Raw genomic sequence first — 18,400 nt, forward strand, 5'->3', positions numbered from 1 at the left:
GCCGTGGAGGGCGAGGGGCCGGGTTCAGCTGCCGACGAAGGCGGCGAGCAGCAGCCAGACCACCGGGGCGGTGGGCAGCAGGGAGTCCAGCCGGTCCATGATGCCGCCGTGGCCGGGCAGCAGGGTGCCCATGTCCTTGATCCCGAGGTCGCGCTTGATCATCGACTCGGCGAGGTCGCCGAGGGTCGCGGTGACCGCCGCGCAGCCGCCCAGGATCAGGCCCTGCCACCAGGTGCCGCCGTCGATCAGGAAGTGCATCAGCAGCGCGCCGGCGATCATCGACAGGCCGATGCCGCCGGCCAGGCCCTCGCGGGTCTTGCCCGGGCTGATGGTCGGCGCCAGCTTGGTGCGGCCGAACTTGTAGCCCACGGCGTACGCGCCGGTGTCGGAGCAGATCGTGACGACCAGGAACAGCAGGATCCGCCAGGCGCCGTCGTCCGCGGCCAGGATCAGCGCGACGAAGGTGGCCAGGAACGGCACGTAGAAGGCGGTGAAGACGCCGGCCGTTATGTCGCGCAGGTAGTTCTCCGGCGGGGTGGCCATCCGGGCCACCATCATCGCCAGCCCGGTCACCGCGAGGATCGCCGCGGCCCACTGGCCGCCCTCGAAGTAGCCGGTGACGACCATGCCCACGCCGCCGACCAGCAGCGGGACCTGCGGGACGCGGACGTCCTTGCGCTCGGCGAGCCGGCTGGTGAGCTCCCAGATGCCGACGGCGACGGCGGCCGCGACGACCACCATGAAGACCGCCTTGACCACGAACAGCGAGGCCGCGATCACCGCCCCGAGTCCGACGCCCACGCCTATCGCGGCGGGCAGGTTGCGGCCGCCGCGCGGCTTGCGGGGCTGCTGGTCGGTCTGGGCCACGGAGGTCTCCTGGGCGGGGGGCATGAACTGAGTCTGTGCCGGGCCGCCCCCTCGTCATGCCGGAGGCCGCCGCGCGTGACCCGTTTGGTGTCGGCCGGGCCGGGCCGTCGGGGCGGCCCCGGCCGGAGCGGGGGCGGGCCCGGGTGGAGCCGCGCCCCGGGCCGGGCGGTCGGGCCGCCGGTCCGGGGCGCTGCGGGCGGGGTCCGGATCAGACCTCCAGCAGCTCGGCTTCCTTGTGCTTGAGCAGCTCGTCGATCTGCGCCACGAACTTGGCGGTCAGGTCGTCGAGCTCCTTCTCGCCGCGGCGGCCGTCGTCCTCGCCGATCTCCTTGTCCTTGACCAGCTTGTCGATCGCGTCCTTGGCCTTGCGGCGGATCGAGCGGACCGAGACCTTGGCGTCCTCGCCCTTGCCGCGGGCCTGCTTGATGTACTCGCGGCGGCGCTCCTCGGTGAGCTGGGGCAGCACCACCCGGATGACGGAGCCGTCGTTCGACGGGTTGACGCCCAGGTCGGAGTCGCGGATCGCGGTCTCGATGGCCTTCAGCGCGGTCTTGTCGAACGGGGTGACCATCGCCATCCGCGGCTCCGGCACGGAGAACGAGGCCAGCTGGTTGATCGGCGTCAGGGCACCGTAGTACTCCGCGACGATCTTGGCGAACATCGCCGGGTGCGCGCGCCCGGTGCGGATGGCGGCGAGGTCGTCCTTGGCGACGGCGACGGCCTTCTCCATCTTCTCCTCGGCCTCGAGGAGGGTCTCATCGATCACTGTGTGCTCCCTGTCCGGTTCATCTGCTGTTGTCCCGTACCGGTGCCCCGGACGGCTGTTGCTGCTCGGAACCCCGACGGCTAGGCCCGGGCGGAATCCTCGCTGATGAGTGTGCCGATCTTCTCACCCTTGACCGCGCGGGCGATATTGCCCTCGGCGAGCAGCTCGAAGACCAGGATCGGCAGGCCGTTGTCCTTGCACAGGGTGATCGCGGTCAGGTCGGCGACCTTGAGGTCGCGGGAGATCACCTCGGTGTAGTCCAGCGCGTCGAACCGGACCGCGGCCGCGTTGGTGCGCGGGTCGGAGTCGTACACGCCGTCCACGCCGTTCTTGCCCATCAGCAGGACGTCGGCGTGGATCTCCAGCGCGCGCTGGACGGCGGTGGTGTCGGTGGAGAAGTAGGGCATGCCCATGCCGGCGCCGAAGATCACCACGCGGCCCTTCTCCAGGTGCCGGATGGCGCGCAGCGGCAGGTACGGCTCGGCGACCTGGCCCATCGTGATGGCGGTCTGCACCCGGGTCTCCATGCCCTCCTTGATCAGGAAGTCCTGGAGCGCCAGGCAGTTCATCACGGTGCCGAGCATGCCCATGTAGTCGGAGCGGGCCCGGTCCATGCCGCGCTGCTGGAGCTCGGCGCCGCGGAAGAAGTTGCCGCCGCCGATCACGATGGCGACCTCCGTCCCGGCCCGGACCACCGTGGCGATCTCACGCGCGATGGCGTGCACCACGTCCGGGTCGACGCCGAGGCCGCCTCCGCCGGCGAACGCCTCGCCGGACAGCTTGAGCAGTACCCGGCGGCGTGCACCGCCCGGAGCGGTCTCCTGCGTCTCCTGCATGGACTTTCTCCTTCTCCGCCTGCTGGTCAGCAGATCTGCAAAGTGCTGGTCACGGTGCCGGGTGCGCGGACCCGGTGCCGTGCCCGTGTACACGAGAGGAGGCCACTGCCGCGGGAACCGGTACGGTCTCCTGCACGGCAATGGCCTCCTCGTCGTTCATGGTGCCGGCGCCGCTCCCCCGGGGGTGCTGGGGGGCTCGTCGGCTCGCTCCTCCGTCCTCGCGGACGGGGGCGGTCCTCCTACTTTATGTCCGGCACGGAGCCTGGAGGGGCGGGACGGACCGCGGGGAACGGGTCTCAGGCGCCGACGCGGAAGCGGACGAAGCGCTTGAGGGTGACGCCGGCCTCGTCGAGGACCTTGGCGACGGTCTTCTTGTTGTCCTTGGCGAACGCCTGCTCGAGAACGGCGTTCTCCTTGACGAAGCCGGTGACCCGGCCCTCGACGATCTTCGGCAGGGCGGCCTCGGGCTTGCCCTCCTCGCGGGCGGTGGCCTCGGCGACGCGGCGCTCGTTCTCGAGCTCCTCGGCCGGGATCTCCTCGCGGGAGAGGTACTTCGGCGCGAAGGCGGCGATGTGCTGGGCGACGTCCTTGGCGGTGTCGGCGTTCTCCTGGTCGAGCTCGACGAGGACACCGATGGTCGGCGGGAGGTCCGGGTCCGACTTGTGCATGTAGACGCCGACGAAGCCGTCGTTGTCGAACTGCGCGAAGCGGCGGAACACGATCTTCTCGCCGAGGGTCGCGTTGGCCTCGTCCACGAACTGCTGGACGGTCTGGCCCGGGGCGATCTCGGAGGCCAGGGCGGCCTCCAGGTCGGCCGGGGAGGTGGCGGCCACGTGGGCGGCGATCGCGTTGGCGACCTCGACGAACTTGCCGCCCTTGGCGACGAAGTCGGTCTCGCAGTTCAGCTCGACCAGGACGCCGGACTTCTTGTCCTCGGCGATCAGCGCGGCGACGGCGCCGTTGGAGGCGTCGCGGCCCTCGCGCTTGGCAACGCCCTTCTGGCCCTTGATGCGCAGGAGCTCGACGGCCTTCTGGACGTCGCCCTCGGCCTCGTCCAGGGCCTTCTTGCAGTCCATCATGCCGGCGCCGGTGAGCTCACGGAGCTTCTTGACGTCCGCGGCGGTGAAGTTCGCCATGGTTGTGATCTCTTCTCACGTCTCGCGTGTCTGCGTGGGAAAGTGCCGGGGCCCGGGGTGCGGACCCCCGGCACGGGAGAGAGGGGCACCCACCGGCTCAGCCCGGCCGGTGCCCCTCACCCTGGTGGTGCGTCAGGCCTGCTCGGCCTCGGCGGCCGGAGCCTCGGCAGCGGCCTCGGCCGGGGCCTCGGTGGCGGCAGCCTCAGCGGCGGGGGCCTCGGCGGCCTTCTCGCCCTCGAGGATCTCCTTCTCCCAGGCGGCCAGCGGCTGGTCGGCGCCCGGCTCGGCCTTGGTGTCGCCCTTGGCGACACCGGCGCGGGACTTCAGGCCCTCGGCGACGGCGTCGGCGATCACGCGGGTCAGCAGGGTGACGGAGCGGATGGCGTCGTCGTTGCCCGGGATCTTGTAGTCGACCTCGTCCGGGTCGCAGTTGGTGTCGAGGATGGCGACGACCGGGATGTTGAGCTTCCGGGCCTCGCCGACCGCGATGTGCTCCTTCTTGGTGTCCACGATCCAGACGGCGCTGGGCACGCGCTGCATGTCGCGGATACCGCCGAGGGTCTTCTCCAGCTTGTCGTACTCGCGCTGGAGGACCAGGAGCTCCTTCTTGGTGAGGCCGGAGCCGGCCACGTCCGTGAAGTCGATCTCGCCGAGCTCCTTGAGGCGCTGCAGGCGCTTGTAGACGGTCGAGAAGTTGGTCAGCATGCCGCCCAGCCAGCGCTGGTTGACGTACGGCATGCCCACGCGGGTCGCCTGCTCGGCGATGGCCTCCTGGGCCTGCTTCTTGGTGCCGACGAAGAGGACGCTGCCGCCGTGGGCAACGGTCTCCTTGACGAACTCGAAGGCGCGGTCGATGTAGTTCAGCGACTGCAGGAGGTCGATGATGTAGATGCCGTTGCGCTCCGTGAAGATGAAGCGCTTCATCTTCGGGTTCCAACGACGGGTCTGGTGACCGAAGTGGACGCCGCTCTCCAGCAGCTCCCGCATCGTGACGACGGCCATGTGCCGTGCTCCTCGTGTGTTGCCCGGCGCGCCGTGGGGGCAGTCGCGCCCTGCGGGGTGCCGGGGTACTCGGTTTTGTCCGTGCCGGTCGGGCGACCGTCACGCCTGACGCCCCGACGTGCCAAGCCGCCCGGCCTGCGCGAGGCTTGCGGCCTCGGCGGGCTCGGCGGACCGAGCGGCACTCGCACCGTCACGGCCGCTCCCCCGAGGGGGGCGGACCGCCGGTGGCGGGGCGTGCGAAGTCGACCCGGCAGACCGGGTCGCGTGTGAAGTGTACGGGAAGCCCCGAGCGGCGGGCGACTCCCGGCGCTCCCGCCACCCTGTTCAGCGCCGTCCCGCCCGGCCCGCCGCCCACCGTTCACTCCTGCGGGGGACGGCAGTTGTCCACAGCCCCCGGTCTGTCCACAGGCCCCGAATCCGACGCGCGCGACGGACCGCGCCGGCCCCACCCTGGTGACCCGCCCCGGCGGACGGGGCGGCGCGGCAGCGTGCGGGCTGCGGCCGTGCTGCGGGTCTCGACGGGTTCGGAGGTGCGGTGTGTACGGGCGGGGTGGTTCGACGGGGTGGCGGTGCCGGTGGAGGCCGGGGCTGGTGCCGGGGCTGGCGTTGGCGTTGGCGTTCGCGTTGGTCTCGGCGGTGGCGCTCGGCGGGTTGGCGCCGGCGTCGGCCGGGGCCCTTCCGACTGGGGCCCTTCCGGTCGAGGCCCTTGCGATGGGGGCCGCCCCGGTGGTGCGTTCCCTCGCCGTGGAACCGGGGCCCGGGCGGGGGCGGGTGTGGCCGGTGGGCGGCCGGTCGGGGCTGCTGCGGCGGTTCGACCCACCGCCCTCGCGCTGGGCCGCGGGGCACCGCGGCGTGGACCTGGCGGCCGCGCCGGGCACGGTGGTGCGGGCGGCGGCGCCCGGGGTGGTGACCTTCGCCGGGCAGGTGGCCGGACGCCCGGTGGTCGTGGTGACCCACCCGGGTTCGGGCGCTCCCCCGCTGCGGACCACCTACCTGCCGGTGGCGGGCTCCGCTCCGGTCGGCACGGGCGTCGCGGCGGGCGACCCGATCGGGGCGGTGACCGCCGACTCCGGACACTGCCCGGTCGACTGCCTGCACTGGGGCCTGCTCCGCGGCAACCGCTACCTCGACCCGCTCGCCCTGCTCGGCTCCGGCCGGGCCCGGCTGCTACCGCTCGGCCCGCCCTGACGCCCGATCAGCTCCCGTCCGGCTCCGGCTACTCGTCCGCACCGTTGGCGCGGCCCGTACCGCCGGGACGGTCGGTGCCGCCGGGACGGTCGGTGCCGCTGGGGCGGTGGGGGTCGCCTGGCCGGTCGGGGCGGTCGTCCGCCTGCGTCTGTGCCTGCGACTGCCCCGGCTGGGGGCCGCCCGGGCGCAGGCCGTCGAGGGCGAAGCGCACCGCGGCGTCGGCGATCTCCCGGACGGCCGCGACTCCGGCGGTACCGTCCTCGCCGCGGGCCCGTTCGATCTGGCGGACCGCCGCTTCCACCACGCCTTGGAGCAGCGCCGCCGCGACACCGGGCCGGCCGTGGCCGAGTTCCTCCAGGGTGCGCACCACCATCGCGGTCAGCCCGGAGTGGGCCGCCCGGATTCTGGACCGCGCGGCGTCGTCGAGCTCGTACTCGGCGACGGCCACCACGGCGCGGTGCACCGGGTCGGTGGCCAGCGCCACCTGGCCGCGGACGTACGCCTCGATCCGCTCGGCCGCACTGTCGCAGACCGCCATGCCAGCCTCGATCTCGGCCGCCCAGAGCGGGAGGTCGACCGTACAGAGCGCTTCCACCAGTTCGGACTTGGAGCGGAAGTACTCGTACACCGAGGAGCGCGCGAGACCGGCGCGCGCCGCGAGCGCGCCGAAGCTCAGCGCCTCCCGGCCGCCCTCGGCCAGCAGGACGCGCGCGGCCTGCAGCAGCGCTGCCCGCTGCAACTGTCGATGCTCGGCCACCGTGGCCGCCCGGATTTTCGGCACTCCCCAACTGTACGGACGCTGACGGCAGGTGGACACGACATCACGCGTCCACCAGCCACCACGCGCCGCGCTGCACCTGTCCTCCGGCCGCCCGCACCTGCCGCCGCTCACCGGGCATCGGACATCTTCGCCCGCAGCTGCAGCACCGATTTGGTGTGGATCTGGCTGACCCGGCTCTCCGTCACCCCGAGCACCTGGCCGATCTCCGCCAGCGTCAGGCCTTCGTAGTAGTAGAGCGTCACGACGGTCTTCTCCCGTTCGGGCAGGGTGTTGACCGCCGAGGCGAGCAACCGCCGGAGTTCGCGGTCCTCGGCGATCTCGACCGGGTTGTCCGCACCGCTGTCCGGCAGCGTCTCCATCAGGGTGAGCCGGTCGCCGCCCTCACCCGCCGAGTGCAGCAGTTCGTCCAGCGCCACCACGTTGGCGAGCGACAACTGGCTGAAAATGGTGTGCAGGTCGTCGAGCGGGATGCCCATCTCGGCCGCCACCTCGGGGTCGTGCGGAGTCCGCCGCAGCCGGGCCTCCAGCGTGGCGTAGGCCCGCTCGACCGCCTTGGCCTTCTGGCGCACCGACCTGGGGATCCAGTCCAGCGCCCGCAGTTCGTCGATGATCGCACCGCGGATCCGGCTGATCGCATAGGTCTCGAACTTGATCGCCCGGTCGATGTCGAACTTCTCGATGGCGTCGATCAGCCCGAACACCCCGGAGGAGACGAAGTCCGCCTGCTCCACATTGGCCGGCAGCCCGACCCCGACCCGACCCGCCACGTACTTCACCAGCGGCGAGTAGTGCAGGATCAACTGGTCCCGGAGCCCGTGGTCCCCGGTCTCCTTGTAGGAGCGCCACAGCGCCTGCAGCGCGGACTGGTCGGTGTCCTTCGCCCGGTCGCCGCTCTTTCCGCCCTCGTCCGCCGCACCGCTGCGCGCACCTGGTGCGGGGGACGGTGCAGGCACCGTCGCTCCGGCTCGCGCACCCGCCTCCGCGCCGTCATCCGCGCCGGTCCGTCCGCTCGACGGACCCGACGCATCCGATGAGCCCGATGCACCGGAGGTACCCGGCGCGCCCCGACGGTCATCGGTCCTCACGGACGCCTTCGCGCCCTGCTTCGCCACCACCGGGGCTTCGGCTCCGCCAGGAACCTCCGTCCCGGTCGGCGCAGCGGCGCCGGCCGACGTCTCCGCCGCGGTGGGAGCCGAGGCCGGGCCCGGAACGGTGGCCGGGGCGGGCAGCGGCACCGATGGTGGTGCACCTGGCCCGGCGCTCGGGCCCTCACCGGAGTTCCGGACCGGAGGCTCCGGCGAGCGCGCGGGCGGCGGGCCGCCCGCCTGCCTGCGGAGTTGGGCGCTCCGGGCGGAGGACTCCTTCGCCTTCGCCCGTGCCCCCCGCTTGGCCTGACCTCGTACCGGGCGCCCGGCGGAGGGCGGAGTCGAGGCCGGGGACGGAGCCGGGGGCTCGGCGGTGGCCGGACCGGGCCGCGGCCGGTCACCGCCCGACCCACCGCTGCTCCGATCGCCGTTGCCGGCCTGACCGGCCCCGCCCTGGCCACCGACCTTGGCCCCACCAGCCTTGGTACCGACCGCACCGGTACCGCCGATTCGAGCGCCGCCGGCTCTGGCCGGCCCGGCCGGCCGAACGCCCGTGCCGGTGTTCGTACCGGTGTCCTCTTCCCCGCGCGGCCGCGATGTCGCCACCGCGACGGGCTGTGCTGCCTGCGGGCAGGGCAGCACCTGACCGGTCCGGTCGGCCGGTGGACGTGCCGGAGTCGGCCGGGCGGTGGACCCCGGCGGGGCCGACCGGGCTGCAGGCCCGGGCGGAGCCGGTGGACGCGGGAGGGGCGAGGACGGGACGGGACGGGTCTGGGACTGTGGGGCCGCGGTCGGGGTGTTGCCCGGCCTCGTCATTCCCACGACTCCCGAGGACCTGACCCGCAGTTCCGCGGCGTTGTGGGTCTCGGCCCCCGTCCCGTCCGGGGACCGACCGTCACCGGTCATCCTGTGTCCGGGAATGTGAGTGGGCATGCGTTGGTCTGCGCCGTTCTGCCGAGTCATGTGCTGATAGGGACGCCATACGCGAGCGTAGCGTGACCGAGTCGCTGCACAGTGCTACCGCCACTCGGGCGTCGCCCGATCCGGTGGCAGCAAAGGGCACCATCGGCGCGTCGCGGACAGCCCCCGACCCGTCCCGGGTGCTCCCGCCTGGCCGACCCGCCGACCAGCACGGACCTGCGCGCCGACTCCGAGCGCCCCGGGCCCGAACCTTCGTCGCGGCGCCCGACCGACCCTGCCGCCCTGCCATCGTCCCCCAACTCGCCCTGCACCACCTCCTGTTGACCGGTTGACCCGTTCGGAACCCTTCAGCCTGTCCGGCTCTGACCGAATGCGATCACTTGCGGCGCACCAGCCTCCAGTGCGCTCCGTGCCGCTCGACGAAACCGAGCGAACTCAGTTCGTGGAGGTGTTGGACGGTCGCGGCCTCGGAGAGCGCCGCGTAGTGGGCGAGCCGCTGGACCGGCGCGCCGTCCGCGCTCGCCGGCACGGCTTCCAGCACTCGGGCCACCGGCGGCTCAAGCGCGTCCCTCGGCAGGATCGGCCCGACCCGCTCCGGCGCCAGGTCGGCTCCGATCGCACCGATCAACTCGCCCACCTCGGCACCACTGGTGACCATGGTGGCCGCCCCGCTCCTGATCAGGGTGTGCACGCCCGCCGAGAGTTCGGAGGTGATCGGGCCGGGGATGCCCATGGTGTGCCGGTTGAGATCCCGGGCCCGCCGGGCGGTGCTGAGTGCGCCGCTGCGCGGCGCGGCCTCGACCACCACCGTGCCGCGGGTGAGCGCCGCTATCACCCGGTTCCGCAGCACGAACCTGAACCGGGTCGGGTTCATCCCGAGTGCCAGTTCGCTCACCAGCAGCCCGTCCCGGCCGATCCGCTCGATCAGCGACTCGTTCCCGCGCGGGTAGCAGATGTCGACGCCGCTGGCGAGCACGGCGATCGTCATTCCGTTGACCGCGAGCGCCCCGAGGTGCGCGGCGGTGTCCACCCCGTAGGCCGCGCCGGACACCACCACCCAGCCGCGCTCGGCCAGTTCGGAGCCGAGCTGACCGGCGACGTGTCGGCCGTACGCGGTGCAGGCCCTCGCTCCGACGACGGCCACGGACCGCAGAGCGAGCAGGCGGAGGGACGGCAGCCGCTGCGTCGGCAGGCCCCGGATCCACAGCCCGATCGGACGGCTGTCGCCGAGGTCATCGAGCTGAGAGGGCCACTCGCTGTCGCCCGGAATGATGAACTTCCCACCGAGCTTGGTGATCCGCTCCAGGTCGGTGGCCGGGTTGAACTTTCGCAGCCTCTCCTGGTAGGCGGTGATCCGGTCGGTCCCGAGCCCCAGCCTGCTCGCTGGCGCCCCCTCGTAGAACCCCTGCAACAGCCCGACCACGCCCAGCCGTTGGACCGCTCGGCCGATCGCGGCGTCGCCCGGCTCGATCAGCCTGGTGAGCGCCGCCCGGGCGATCCGCTCGGGCTCGGGCGGATCCGGCGGGGCCACCGGCGCGGCCCAGCCCGTGGGCCGGATCGTCCGGTGCTCGACCCGTGCCGCCCCGGTCGGGAGGAGGCGGTCGGGAGCCGAAGCCACCGTCGCGCGGTGTACCGCCGGTGGGCCGCCGCCCTGGATCAGGTGTCGGAGCCGCTCGTTTCCGCCGCGCGCCACCCGGGTGTCAGCCTGGTCGGCCACATCGGGCGGGTGTGGCGGGCACGACCGGCCCGGTGGGCCGGACGGCTCCGGACCGTCCGGGAGTTGGCAGCGATCGCCCCCGCCCGGCCGTACGGTGCCAGGCCTGCGCGTGCCGGTACACGGCACGGGCCGGTCGGTTGCCGGCGCCTGCGGTGGGGCGGCGGGAAGGCCGGTGCGGTTGAGAGGCGCGGGGTACCAGGTCATTGATGCTCCTTCTGCTACTGCGGCCTGCCCGTCCGGCGGCGGAGGGAATGTCTCCCACCTGGACCGCGACCAGGTCGAACAGGGCTGGGCCATTCAGCCGTTGGGCTGTTGAGGGTGTCGGGAGGTGGGGCGGTCAGAACTCACCGCCCGAGTCGGTGTCCCTGTCGGCGTCCTCGTACGGGTAGCGCGGGTCGTTCCTGCGGTCCGTCGGGCGGAGGACGCGCCGCACCCCGGTGCGGAGGGTGAGCGCGGTCTGGATGTCGGACCGGTTCGGGCAGTTCCGGCCGGCCAGGTCGGCGACCGTCCAGGCCACCCGTAGGACGCGGTCGAGACCGCGTGCGGTGAGCAGGCCCCGGTCGAGGTCACGTTCGGCGTCGGCCAGCGATCCGGGTGCGAGCTGCCAGCGCGTGCGCAGTTCGTGCCCGGGCACTTCGGCGTTGGTCCGCCACGGGGTGTCGGCGAGGCGAGCGGCGGCCCGTGCCCGGGCCTCCCGCACGCGTGCGGCGACCGTCGCCGTGCTCTCGGCCTTTCCGCCTTGCTGCATCAGTTCGGCCTTGGTGACTCCGGCAACCTGCACCTGGAGGTCCACCCGGTCCAGCAGCGGACCGGACAGCCGTGCTTGGTAGCGGTTGACCATGACGGGTGTGCATTCGCACCCTTCTCCTCTCAGTGAATAGCGGCCGCAGGGGCAGGGGTTGGCGGCCAGGTTATGAGGAGGCTTTGAAGCTGTCCGTTGTCCACAAAGCGAGCGAAAGAGGTACCGCGTGCCCCACCCGGCCGGGTGGGGCACGCGCCCCTTTCATGGCCATGTCATTCGGTGAATCCAAGATCGTCCACCTTGGGAGCGCAGGCTCAGGTACATGGAGGAGAAGCCAGGAAGCGGCAGGCCCGTGGACGGTGAGCCGGGCCCGGGGGCCGATCTGCGAAAAAATCGAGTTGGTCGGCGCCTCTCGCTGCGCCAACCATGGGCAGGCGGCCGGCCGTACAGATCCAACCGCTGTGCCGGTCTGGATTCCCATAGTCGGTACTCACATGTATCTCTACATGTGGTACTCGCATCTGGTCCTCGCACATGGATCTCACATGGGACCCGCTGGTGCAGTCAGATCGATGAAGCCACTCAGGTTGATTGGCCACTGGTCGTACGTCTAACTTCGAGGACATGAAGAAGACGACGACGACCAACCCGGACGTACAGCCGCCGGAGGTCTCCGGCCAGGAGACGCGCACGGCGCTGCTGGAGCGCGCGAAGAGGAAGGCCGCGCCCTACCGCAAGACCTTCGTGCAGGCCCACCGCGGCGGGGAGAGCCGGCACGGACCCTTGAAGCGCTTCGTCACCAACGGGAACCTGCGGGCCCTGAAGGCGTACTTGATCACCGTGGCGGCCTGCAGCAGCGAGAACGAGGACGGCTGGACCACCACGCTCGACAGCATGACCTGGGCGCGTCTGTTCGACACCACCTTGACCACCACCGATCAGTCCGCCCGGACCGCGGCCTGGAGGACGCTGAAGCAGCTGCAGGCGATGAACCTCATCAGGTGCTCCCGCCCCCGCAGCAGCACGAAGATCTCGGTCACCCTGCTCTGCGAGGACGGCTCCGGCGACGAGTACACCCGCCCCAACGGGAAGGCGGAGGCGGACCGCTTCCTGCAGATTCCCATCGCCTTCTGGGTCAGGGGCTACGACACCCAGCTCGACCTCCCCGGCCTGGCCCTGCTGCTGGCGATCGCCCGGGAGAAGCCGTGGTCGCAGTTCCCCGCCGAGCGGGCGCCGGAGTGGTACGGCTGGTCCGCGGACACCCAGCTGCGGGGCCTCCAGAAGCTGATCTCCCTCAACCTGGTGGAGCGCCGGGAGAGGTACGTGAAGGCTCCGCTGTCCCCCACCGGCAGCACTCTGGTGTACGAGTACCGGCTCGTCGCGTCGCTGCGGGTGCGCAAGTCGAAGGCGACCCCGGCGCCGGCGGGCTGATCCACCAAAGGAAGGAAAGCGATAAAGCCTTGTATTGCTATAGCCGCGAACCGCCTCGGACGCATTCACGAAGGCAGTGGCCCCAATTGGGCAAGGAAAGCACGAGGAGTGGAAATTGCCCGCGCATTCATGATATAATGGAAATGTCGCCTGACTATCTTGCCGGATGCCCAGGCGACATTTCACGAAACCCATCAACGAACCCTTTGGAGGGTCCCATGTCCAACAATGGACATCAATTCATTGCGAATACTATCACGGTCAACTATCACAACCATAGCTCTGGAGAGGGATCGGGGGCAATCGGACCGGCCGAACCGGCCGCATCTGCCGCCGCAGCGCCTCCCGCACCTCCCGCGGGCGGCCAGAACGCCGCTGGTCCAACAGGCGATCCATCCCCAGTCGGGGGCGGTGACGGGCGAACGTTCCACCAGAACCTCTTCGTCTTCCTGCTGGTCATCGTGATCGGACTGGCGATCACCCTCTTCCTGAGCCCGTCCCTGGTGGCCTCCCTCCTCCTGGTCATCGCCGGTCTCGCCGCTGCGTGGGCGAAGATCAAGGCAAAGGAGTAGGCCGAACGGTGTGAGGGTGGTCACGGAACAGCTGTTCCGTGACCACCCTCACACCGGGAGCGTCGATACCGGCCGGGCGATCGGGGCCGAGTCCGTCACAGGTGCGACGGCGGTCTCCTGGTGTCCAAGTGGACAATTCCGCTGGACCTCTGGAGCTGTGACTTGAGATCGGAATTGTCTGTGGTGAGCTGCCGGATCGTCTCTGCGTAGATGTTCAGGAGTTTGCGGAGTTCGGTGTTCTCCTGGCGGAGTCGTGTGATCGTCTTGCCGTCGTTCGCCTCGGCGGTCGCCGGTTTTGCGGGTGCGCTGATGGGTGGAATCTTCGGCCGGAAGTGCTCGATGATCAGTGACCGGAAGTGCCGGTAGAACGTCGCGTGCCGGATGCCCAGGCGGCGTTCGACCTCGGCGACCGTGGGCGCGCGGCCGGTGCGGGCGGCGTCGGCGATCACGGCGTCCATCGCCGCCCGGACCTCGGTGTCGGTGGGCAGTTGGGGCATCAGCGGTGCTCCTGGTCGGGGGTGTGGCGGGTGAGGAAGTCGGTGATCTCGTCGTGTTGCTGCTGGAGTCGCTGGCGGGGGAAGGGCGCCAGCGCTTCGCCTTCGGCGAGGGCGGCGGCGAGGTGGTGGAGGTGTTCGGCGAGGGCGTCCCGGTTGTCCGTGTTGAGCGCGACGTTGCGGCAGCGCAGGGGTTGGCAGTCGGGCAGGGACGGGCCGTCGGCGCTGTCCTCTGCGCGTCGGCACAGGGCCCGGTCGGGGACGTGGACGCAGGTGACGAAGCTGCCGGGGTAGATGTGGGGGTCGTGCCGGGCCATGAGCCGCTTGAGGCGCACGGGGTCGGTGACGACCTTGCCGGGGAAGTCGGCGTGCTGGGCGAACTCGGCGAGCCTCAGTTCGGCCTCGGCACCGGCCGGGCCGGTCAGCCGGTGGTGTTCGCCGACGGCCGCGAGGTCCAGGAGTTGTTCGCCGCGGGCGAGTGCCTGTTCGGCTTCGACTTCGGGGCGGAACCCGGACTCGGAGGTGCCCGCGTAGCCCTCGAACATCTGGACGCTGAGGTGCCGGTACTGGATCGCGCCGGCGATGCTGCCGCCGGGCCTGCGGGCGATGAACCATGCGAGGGTGCGGCGGAACTGGCGGGTGGTGATCGGCCAGGGCCGGCCGTTGACGTGCGGGATGGTGTCGGTGCGGCCGTGGGCGGTGCAGTAGTCGTTGATCCAGTCAATGAACAACCGCAGGTCGGTGACGGTCTGGGTGCTGGTCTTCGACCGGTTCGGGTCGGTGCGGCGGTAGTGCGGCGAGCTGGCGAGGACGCTGAACAGCCGCTGGTTTCCGTCCGGGGCGAGCCGTTCCATGATCCGGATCGCGCGTTCGACGGGTTCGCCGACCACCCAGTGCGCTTCGGCTCCGCGGACGTCCTGTTCGCCCTTGAAGGCCAGGCTCGTGACCCGGCGCCGGTAGGTGTGCCCGTCCTCGGTGGCGGCCTTGCTCAGGCAGCCGCCGGCGAGGTGCTTGACCTCGCTGTCCCGCATGCCGGAGAGGTAGGAGATGACGACGTAGCAGGCCGCGGCCAAGAGCCGGTCGAGCCGCGGGACGTCCTCGTAGGCGATCCGGCCGCGCCAGGGTCGGCCGTCGATCCGGCCGGCGACCTGGGCGAGGAGGTAGGTGTCGTCGTCCAGGCCGAGGTCCCGTTGGGCTTCGGCGATCATCGCCCGGCAGGTGTCGGTGTTGAACGCGCCCCGGTTGCAGCCGACTTGGCGTGCGAGGTGGCTGGTGTTGACGACCAGCGTGTCGGTCTTCTGACTGCGGCAGCCGCGGGCGCCGGGCAGTGGCTGGTCCTGCGCGCGGTAGCGGTCCAGGACCACGGCGAGGTGGGCGGGTGCTCCCTTGATCCTCGGCGCCCCGCGGCGGATGCGGTTGGGGGTGCTGTTGTCCCGGAGCCCGGCGTACTCGTCGTGGGCCCGCAGAACGTCGTCCGAGAAGTCCTCGATCCAGCGTAGCGCCCAGGTCAGGAGGGGGCCGATGACCTGTTCGGGGATGCGCTCGGTGGTGTTCTCCCCGTCGTTGCGGCGCTTGGGGCGGAGCCAGCCGGGGACGGTGGCCGGGTCGAAGGACAGTGCGTCGGAGAGCTTCGCGCGGAACAGCCACAGCTTCCGCGCGACGAACGTCTTCGTCCGGTGGGTGTCCAGGGCGATCCGCAGGGTGCCCAGGTGGGTGAGGTAGTCGGCGAGGTCGGCGGGGGTGAGCTCGCACAGGCGGGTGACCCGCTCGGCGGCCCATCCCAGGAACAGCCGCAGGTCGGCGAAGTGCCCGCGGAGGGTGAAGATGCGGGCGGGCCGCTCGCCGGGCGGAAGGTCGTTGGCGAGCTCGCAGGCCATCAGCTCCTTGGCCACCTGTCGGAAGCAGGCGGGGATCATGGGGAAGTTCAAGATCAGTTCGCGGTGGTGGTCCTGGACGATCGCCGGTTTGAGCTTCCACACGTCGTCGCCGAACCGGGAGGTGTCCTGCGGCAGGACGCCCGGCCTCAGCGGCCGGTCGCCGAGGACCAGGGCGTCGGGGGCGAACCGCGAGGCGGTGGCCGTGGACGGGGCGGGCGTCGTCACGTGGTCTCCTTCGGCCCGTCGAACAGGGCGGCGATCGGCAGGGCCGGCTTGGCGGCCTCGGCGTTGCGGATCTGGGCCGCGGTGAAGCGGGGCAGGATGCGCCGGGTGACGACCAGCCAGGTGACGGCGTGTCGGCGGCACCAGTCGGCGACGTTCGCGGCGTCGAGTTCGGCCCGCATCTTGTCCAGCAGTGCCAGCAGTGCGGGCAGGTGCTTCTCCAGCACCAGCGCGTTCTCGCAGCGCAGGCAGGTCAGGAACGACTGCCGACACGGTCCTTCGTCGAACGGGCCGTTCTCGAAGTCCAGGCAGGCGCTGGCCAGGGTGTCCAGTCGGCCGTCCCGGGCCGCGGAGATCTTCCCCGGCGTGGTGCCCAGCAGCTTCGCCGCCGCGTGCGGGTCTTCGGCCATGGCGGTCTCGGCGGCCTGGTCCAGGACCCTGGCGGTGGCGGCCCGCGCGTGCTTCTCGGCGTCGGCGAGGGCCTGGGCCATGACGCGCTCGGCCCAGTCCCGGATGCGCGGGTCGGGCTTGAGGTAGTGGCGGAACGAGACGTCCAGGGTGTTGGTCCGCGAAGCGGTCGGCAGATGCCCGCCCAGGGCCCTGGTCGTGCGGACCTCGACCGTGGTCTTGATCCGGTTGTTTGTCACCTCCAACGGCTCCCCCGCGTCGTCGCGCAGGCCGTGGGAGGCGGACCATTGCTTCAGCGAGAGCTGGCCGCTGGTGTTCATCCGTAGGGCGAACGGGGCGACGTGGCCGGCGGCCTTCTGCTTGGCCTCCCAGTGCTCGTAGTGGTCGGCGCGGCGGCCGTCGAGTCCCGCGAAGACCGACCACAGATGCTCGCCGCCGGAGAACGACCGGCTCCGGGCGGTCAGCCGGTGCAGCAGCAGGTAGTAGCCGCCCGGGGTGTGGAGCTGACGGCTCGGCAGGCCGATCTCCCAGTGAACCGTCTCCCGGCTGGCGCTCTTGGCGCGGCGCCGTTTCAGCAGGTTGACCGCGACGGCCCGTTCTTCCAAGAGGCGGTGTTCCGCCGGAAGCTCCTTGATCGTCTCGACGTTCCGGCCGGTCAGCGCGACGCCCAGGATCAGCAGCGGCGTCAGGTCGGGCTCGGTGAGGAACAGTCGCTGGGCCAGCAGCCGGCGCCAGTGGTTGCCGACCATGCCCCGGGGCAGGGTGCGGCCGTTCGGGATGCCCCGGGAGGTTCCGGTGCGGGCGAGCCGCAGCAGCCGCTCCGCGTCGGTGCGCTCCTGGCCCTCGAAGACGTCCAGACCTTCGGCCTCGATCCGGGCGAGCTCCGCCTCGCCCGCCGCGATGCGGTCCCGGATGGCGGCGACGTCGCTGCGGGCGGCCGTGACGATCGCGGCGAACTCGCGCTCCGAGTAGCCGGGCCGGCCCTCCTGCGGGCGACCGGCGACGTGCCCACGACGGGCGAGGAAGTCCACCACGTCCGGCCGCAGTCGCCCCGGCGGCAGGCGGCGCAACAGCAGCACCACCGCCCCGAACCGGCCGGTGAAGGCGGTGTTGTTCCCCCGGTTCTGCAGGTGCAGCCGCAGCCGCAGGAGGTGGGACTCCCTCAGCTCGCCGGGGTCCACGGGCGGGCTGTCCAGCGTGGCCAGGAACGCCAGCAGCAACCGGGCCGAGTAGTGGACGTGCTCGGCGCTGTGGAGGGTGCGGCAGGTGCCGGTGGGTCCGAACCTCTCGGCCTCGGCTGCGGCCAGGTCCTCGTGCCAGCCGGGCAGCGGCAGCCCCGCCAGCGAGAACACCTTGTGCCGGCCGTCCTCGCCGTCGAACACGACCGTGACCCCCGCCGGAGTCGGGCGGACCGCCGACGGCGGCTCGTAGAGGCCTGCGGGGAGCGCGGCGGACCGACCGCGGCCCGGCCGGACGGAAATCGTACTCACGCGGCCGTCTCCCATCCCTGCGGACAGAACCCGCTCGGCGCCCAGGCGTCGGCCGGGATCAGCGCGAGCCGGGTCTCCAACTCCAACTCCTGCAGCGTGTGCAGGTAGAGCTGAGTAGTGATCACCGACCGGTGTCCGAGTCTGATCCGCAGCCAGTTCAGCGGGTCGCCGAAGACCATCTGGAACATCTCGCGCTGACCGGGGTTCATCTCGCCGAGGGCCTGCAAGTGCCCGCGCCAGAGCTGTTCCAGCGTCACCACGCTGTAGGAGTGCCGCAGGATGTGCGGGTGTGCCCGGTCGCTCAGCCCGTGGCTGCGGCAGCGGGCGTTGGCGTCCTTGAACACCTGCTGGAACCCGGCGGGCGTCATCGGCATCCCCCGCTCGGTCAACCACAAGGCGGCCGGCTCCAACCCGTTCTCGCCCTCGATGAACAGGCGCCGCCGCTCGTGCGGCTCCAACCTGGCCACCGGCACCCACCGGCCCGACAGCCGCACCGCGGCCCGCTCCCGGTCCTCGACCACCAACGGCGAGCGCACCGCCTTGTAGCGGCCCCGGTGCTGGGCGTCCTCGACGGCCTCCGCACGGTCCACCTCGACGTACTCCCAGACGTCCCGCAGCACGAGCACCGGCATGTAGACCACCCGGCCGGACCCGTTCTTGGCCACCGCGTTCGGCAGCCGGGTGCGGGCGTTGTGCACCCCCGGCTCCACCCGCGGCAACTCGAACAGGGTCAACGCGCTCTGCTCGGCCAGCCGCAGACCCGTGCGGACCATCAGGTCCGTGTACGCGGAGTTCCGGGCGGCGAACCGGCCACGGAACCCCGGCCAGGGCAGCCCGTCCGGGCCGAACCCGCGGACCCCGACGT

The 18,400-nt window shown here is 71.6% G+C and carries 14 protein-coding genes and 2 pseudogenes; 3 read left to right on the forward strand and 13 right to left on the reverse strand.

Annotated features, from left to right (window positions below; translation table 11 throughout):
* Positions 1 to 24: 24 nt before the first annotated feature.
* From IH44_RS0108325 to rpsB, 5 genes are all read right to left on the reverse strand, one after another.
* On the reverse strand, positions 25 to 891 hold the full coding sequence (locus IH44_RS0108325; RefSeq protein ID WP_030458787.1) for a phosphatidate cytidylyltransferase: 867 nt from the start codon (positions 889 to 891) through the stop codon (positions 25 to 27).
* 184 nt (positions 892 to 1,075) lie between these two features.
* Complete coding sequence (frr, locus tag IH44_RS0108330; protein WP_030458788.1) at positions 1,076 to 1,633, reverse strand: ribosome recycling factor; 558 nt, start codon at positions 1,631 to 1,633, stop codon at positions 1,076 to 1,078.
* Between the two features lie 80 nt (positions 1,634 to 1,713).
* The gene (gene pyrH, locus IH44_RS0108335) at positions 1,714 to 2,469 is read right to left on the reverse strand and encodes a UMP kinase (RefSeq protein ID WP_030458789.1); all 756 of its coding nucleotides are present in this window, start codon (positions 2,467 to 2,469) and stop codon (positions 1,714 to 1,716) included.
* Between the two features lie 296 nt (positions 2,470 to 2,765).
* Entirely contained in the window at positions 2,766 to 3,605 is an 840-nt protein-coding gene (gene tsf / locus IH44_RS0108340; RefSeq protein ID WP_030458790.1) for a translation elongation factor Ts, read from the reverse strand.
* A 132-nt stretch (positions 3,606 to 3,737) separates the two neighbouring features.
* A complete protein-coding gene (rpsB, locus tag IH44_RS0108345; protein WP_030458791.1) occupies positions 3,738 to 4,607 on the reverse strand; it encodes a 30S ribosomal protein S2 in 870 nt (289 codons plus the stop codon).
* Positions 4,608 to 5,387: 780 nt separating this feature from the next.
* On the opposite strand from rpsB, the gene IH44_RS0108350 reads away from it, so the two are divergent.
* Positions 5,388 to 5,795, forward strand: a complete 408-nt coding sequence (locus tag IH44_RS0108350; protein ID WP_232794862.1) for a M23 family metallopeptidase — start codon at positions 5,388 to 5,390, stop codon at positions 5,793 to 5,795.
* A 184-nt stretch (positions 5,796 to 5,979) separates the two neighbouring features.
* Here the strand turns inward: IH44_RS0108350 and IH44_RS0108355 are convergent.
* From IH44_RS0108355 to IH44_RS0108370, 4 genes and pseudogenes are all read right to left on the reverse strand, one after another.
* Positions 5,980 to 6,552, reverse strand: a pseudogene (locus tag IH44_RS0108355) (TetR/AcrR family transcriptional regulator); the annotation flags it as partial.
* A 131-nt stretch (positions 6,553 to 6,683) separates the two neighbouring features.
* A complete protein-coding gene (gene whiG / locus IH44_RS49640; protein ID WP_369794915.1) occupies positions 6,684 to 8,624 on the reverse strand; it encodes an RNA polymerase sigma factor WhiG in 1,941 nt (646 codons plus the stop codon).
* A 334-nt stretch (positions 8,625 to 8,958) separates the two neighbouring features.
* The gene (dprA, locus tag IH44_RS0108365; protein WP_232794863.1) at positions 8,959 to 10,200 is read right to left on the reverse strand and encodes a DNA-processing protein DprA; all 1,242 of its coding nucleotides are present in this window, start codon (positions 10,198 to 10,200) and stop codon (positions 8,959 to 8,961) included.
* Between the two features lie 436 nt (positions 10,201 to 10,636).
* Positions 10,637 to 11,209, reverse strand: a pseudogene (locus tag IH44_RS0108370) (ATP-binding protein); the annotation flags it as partial.
* A gap of 456 nt (positions 11,210 to 11,665) precedes the next feature.
* On the opposite strand from IH44_RS0108370, the gene IH44_RS0108375 reads away from it, so the two are divergent.
* Entirely contained in the window at positions 11,666 to 12,472 is an 807-nt protein-coding gene (locus IH44_RS0108375) for a hypothetical protein (protein WP_035954404.1), read from the forward strand.
* A gap of 218 nt (positions 12,473 to 12,690) precedes the next feature.
* Positions 12,691 to 13,044, forward strand: a complete 354-nt coding sequence (locus IH44_RS46330; RefSeq protein ID WP_157852193.1) for a hypothetical protein — start codon at positions 12,691 to 12,693, stop codon at positions 13,042 to 13,044.
* A gap of 95 nt (positions 13,045 to 13,139) precedes the next feature.
* Here IH44_RS46330 and IH44_RS0108385 read toward each other — a convergent pair whose 3' ends face one another.
* Genes IH44_RS0108385 through IH44_RS49645 form a run of 4 tightly spaced genes read right to left on the reverse strand, consistent with a single transcriptional unit; the run spans position 13,140 to position 18,308 of the window.
* Positions 13,140 to 13,541 carry a hypothetical protein gene (locus IH44_RS0108385; RefSeq protein WP_030458798.1) on the reverse strand — a complete coding sequence of 134 codons (402 nt, stop codon included), beginning with the start codon at positions 13,539 to 13,541 and terminating at the stop codon, positions 13,140 to 13,142.
* A complete protein-coding gene (locus tag IH44_RS0108390; protein ID WP_030458799.1) occupies positions 13,541 to 15,640 on the reverse strand; it encodes a hypothetical protein in 2,100 nt (699 codons plus the stop codon). The genes IH44_RS0108385 and IH44_RS0108390 overlap by 1 nt, the downstream gene beginning before the upstream one ends.
* Complete coding sequence (locus tag IH44_RS42505; protein WP_157852195.1) at positions 15,637 to 17,535, reverse strand: hypothetical protein; 1,899 nt, start codon at positions 17,533 to 17,535, stop codon at positions 15,637 to 15,639. Before IH44_RS42505 ends, IH44_RS0108390 begins: the two co-directional genes overlap by 4 nt.
* A complete protein-coding gene (locus tag IH44_RS49645) occupies positions 17,532 to 18,308 on the reverse strand; it encodes a hypothetical protein (RefSeq protein WP_232794864.1) in 777 nt (258 codons plus the stop codon). The genes IH44_RS42505 and IH44_RS49645 overlap by 4 nt, the downstream gene beginning before the upstream one ends.
* Positions 18,309 to 18,400 lie beyond the last annotated feature (92 nt).

The organism is Kitasatospora sp. NRRL B-11411 (genome assembly GCF_000721345.1).
Taxonomy (GTDB): domain Bacteria; phylum Actinomycetota; class Actinomycetes; order Streptomycetales; family Streptomycetaceae; genus Kitasatospora; species Kitasatospora cineracea.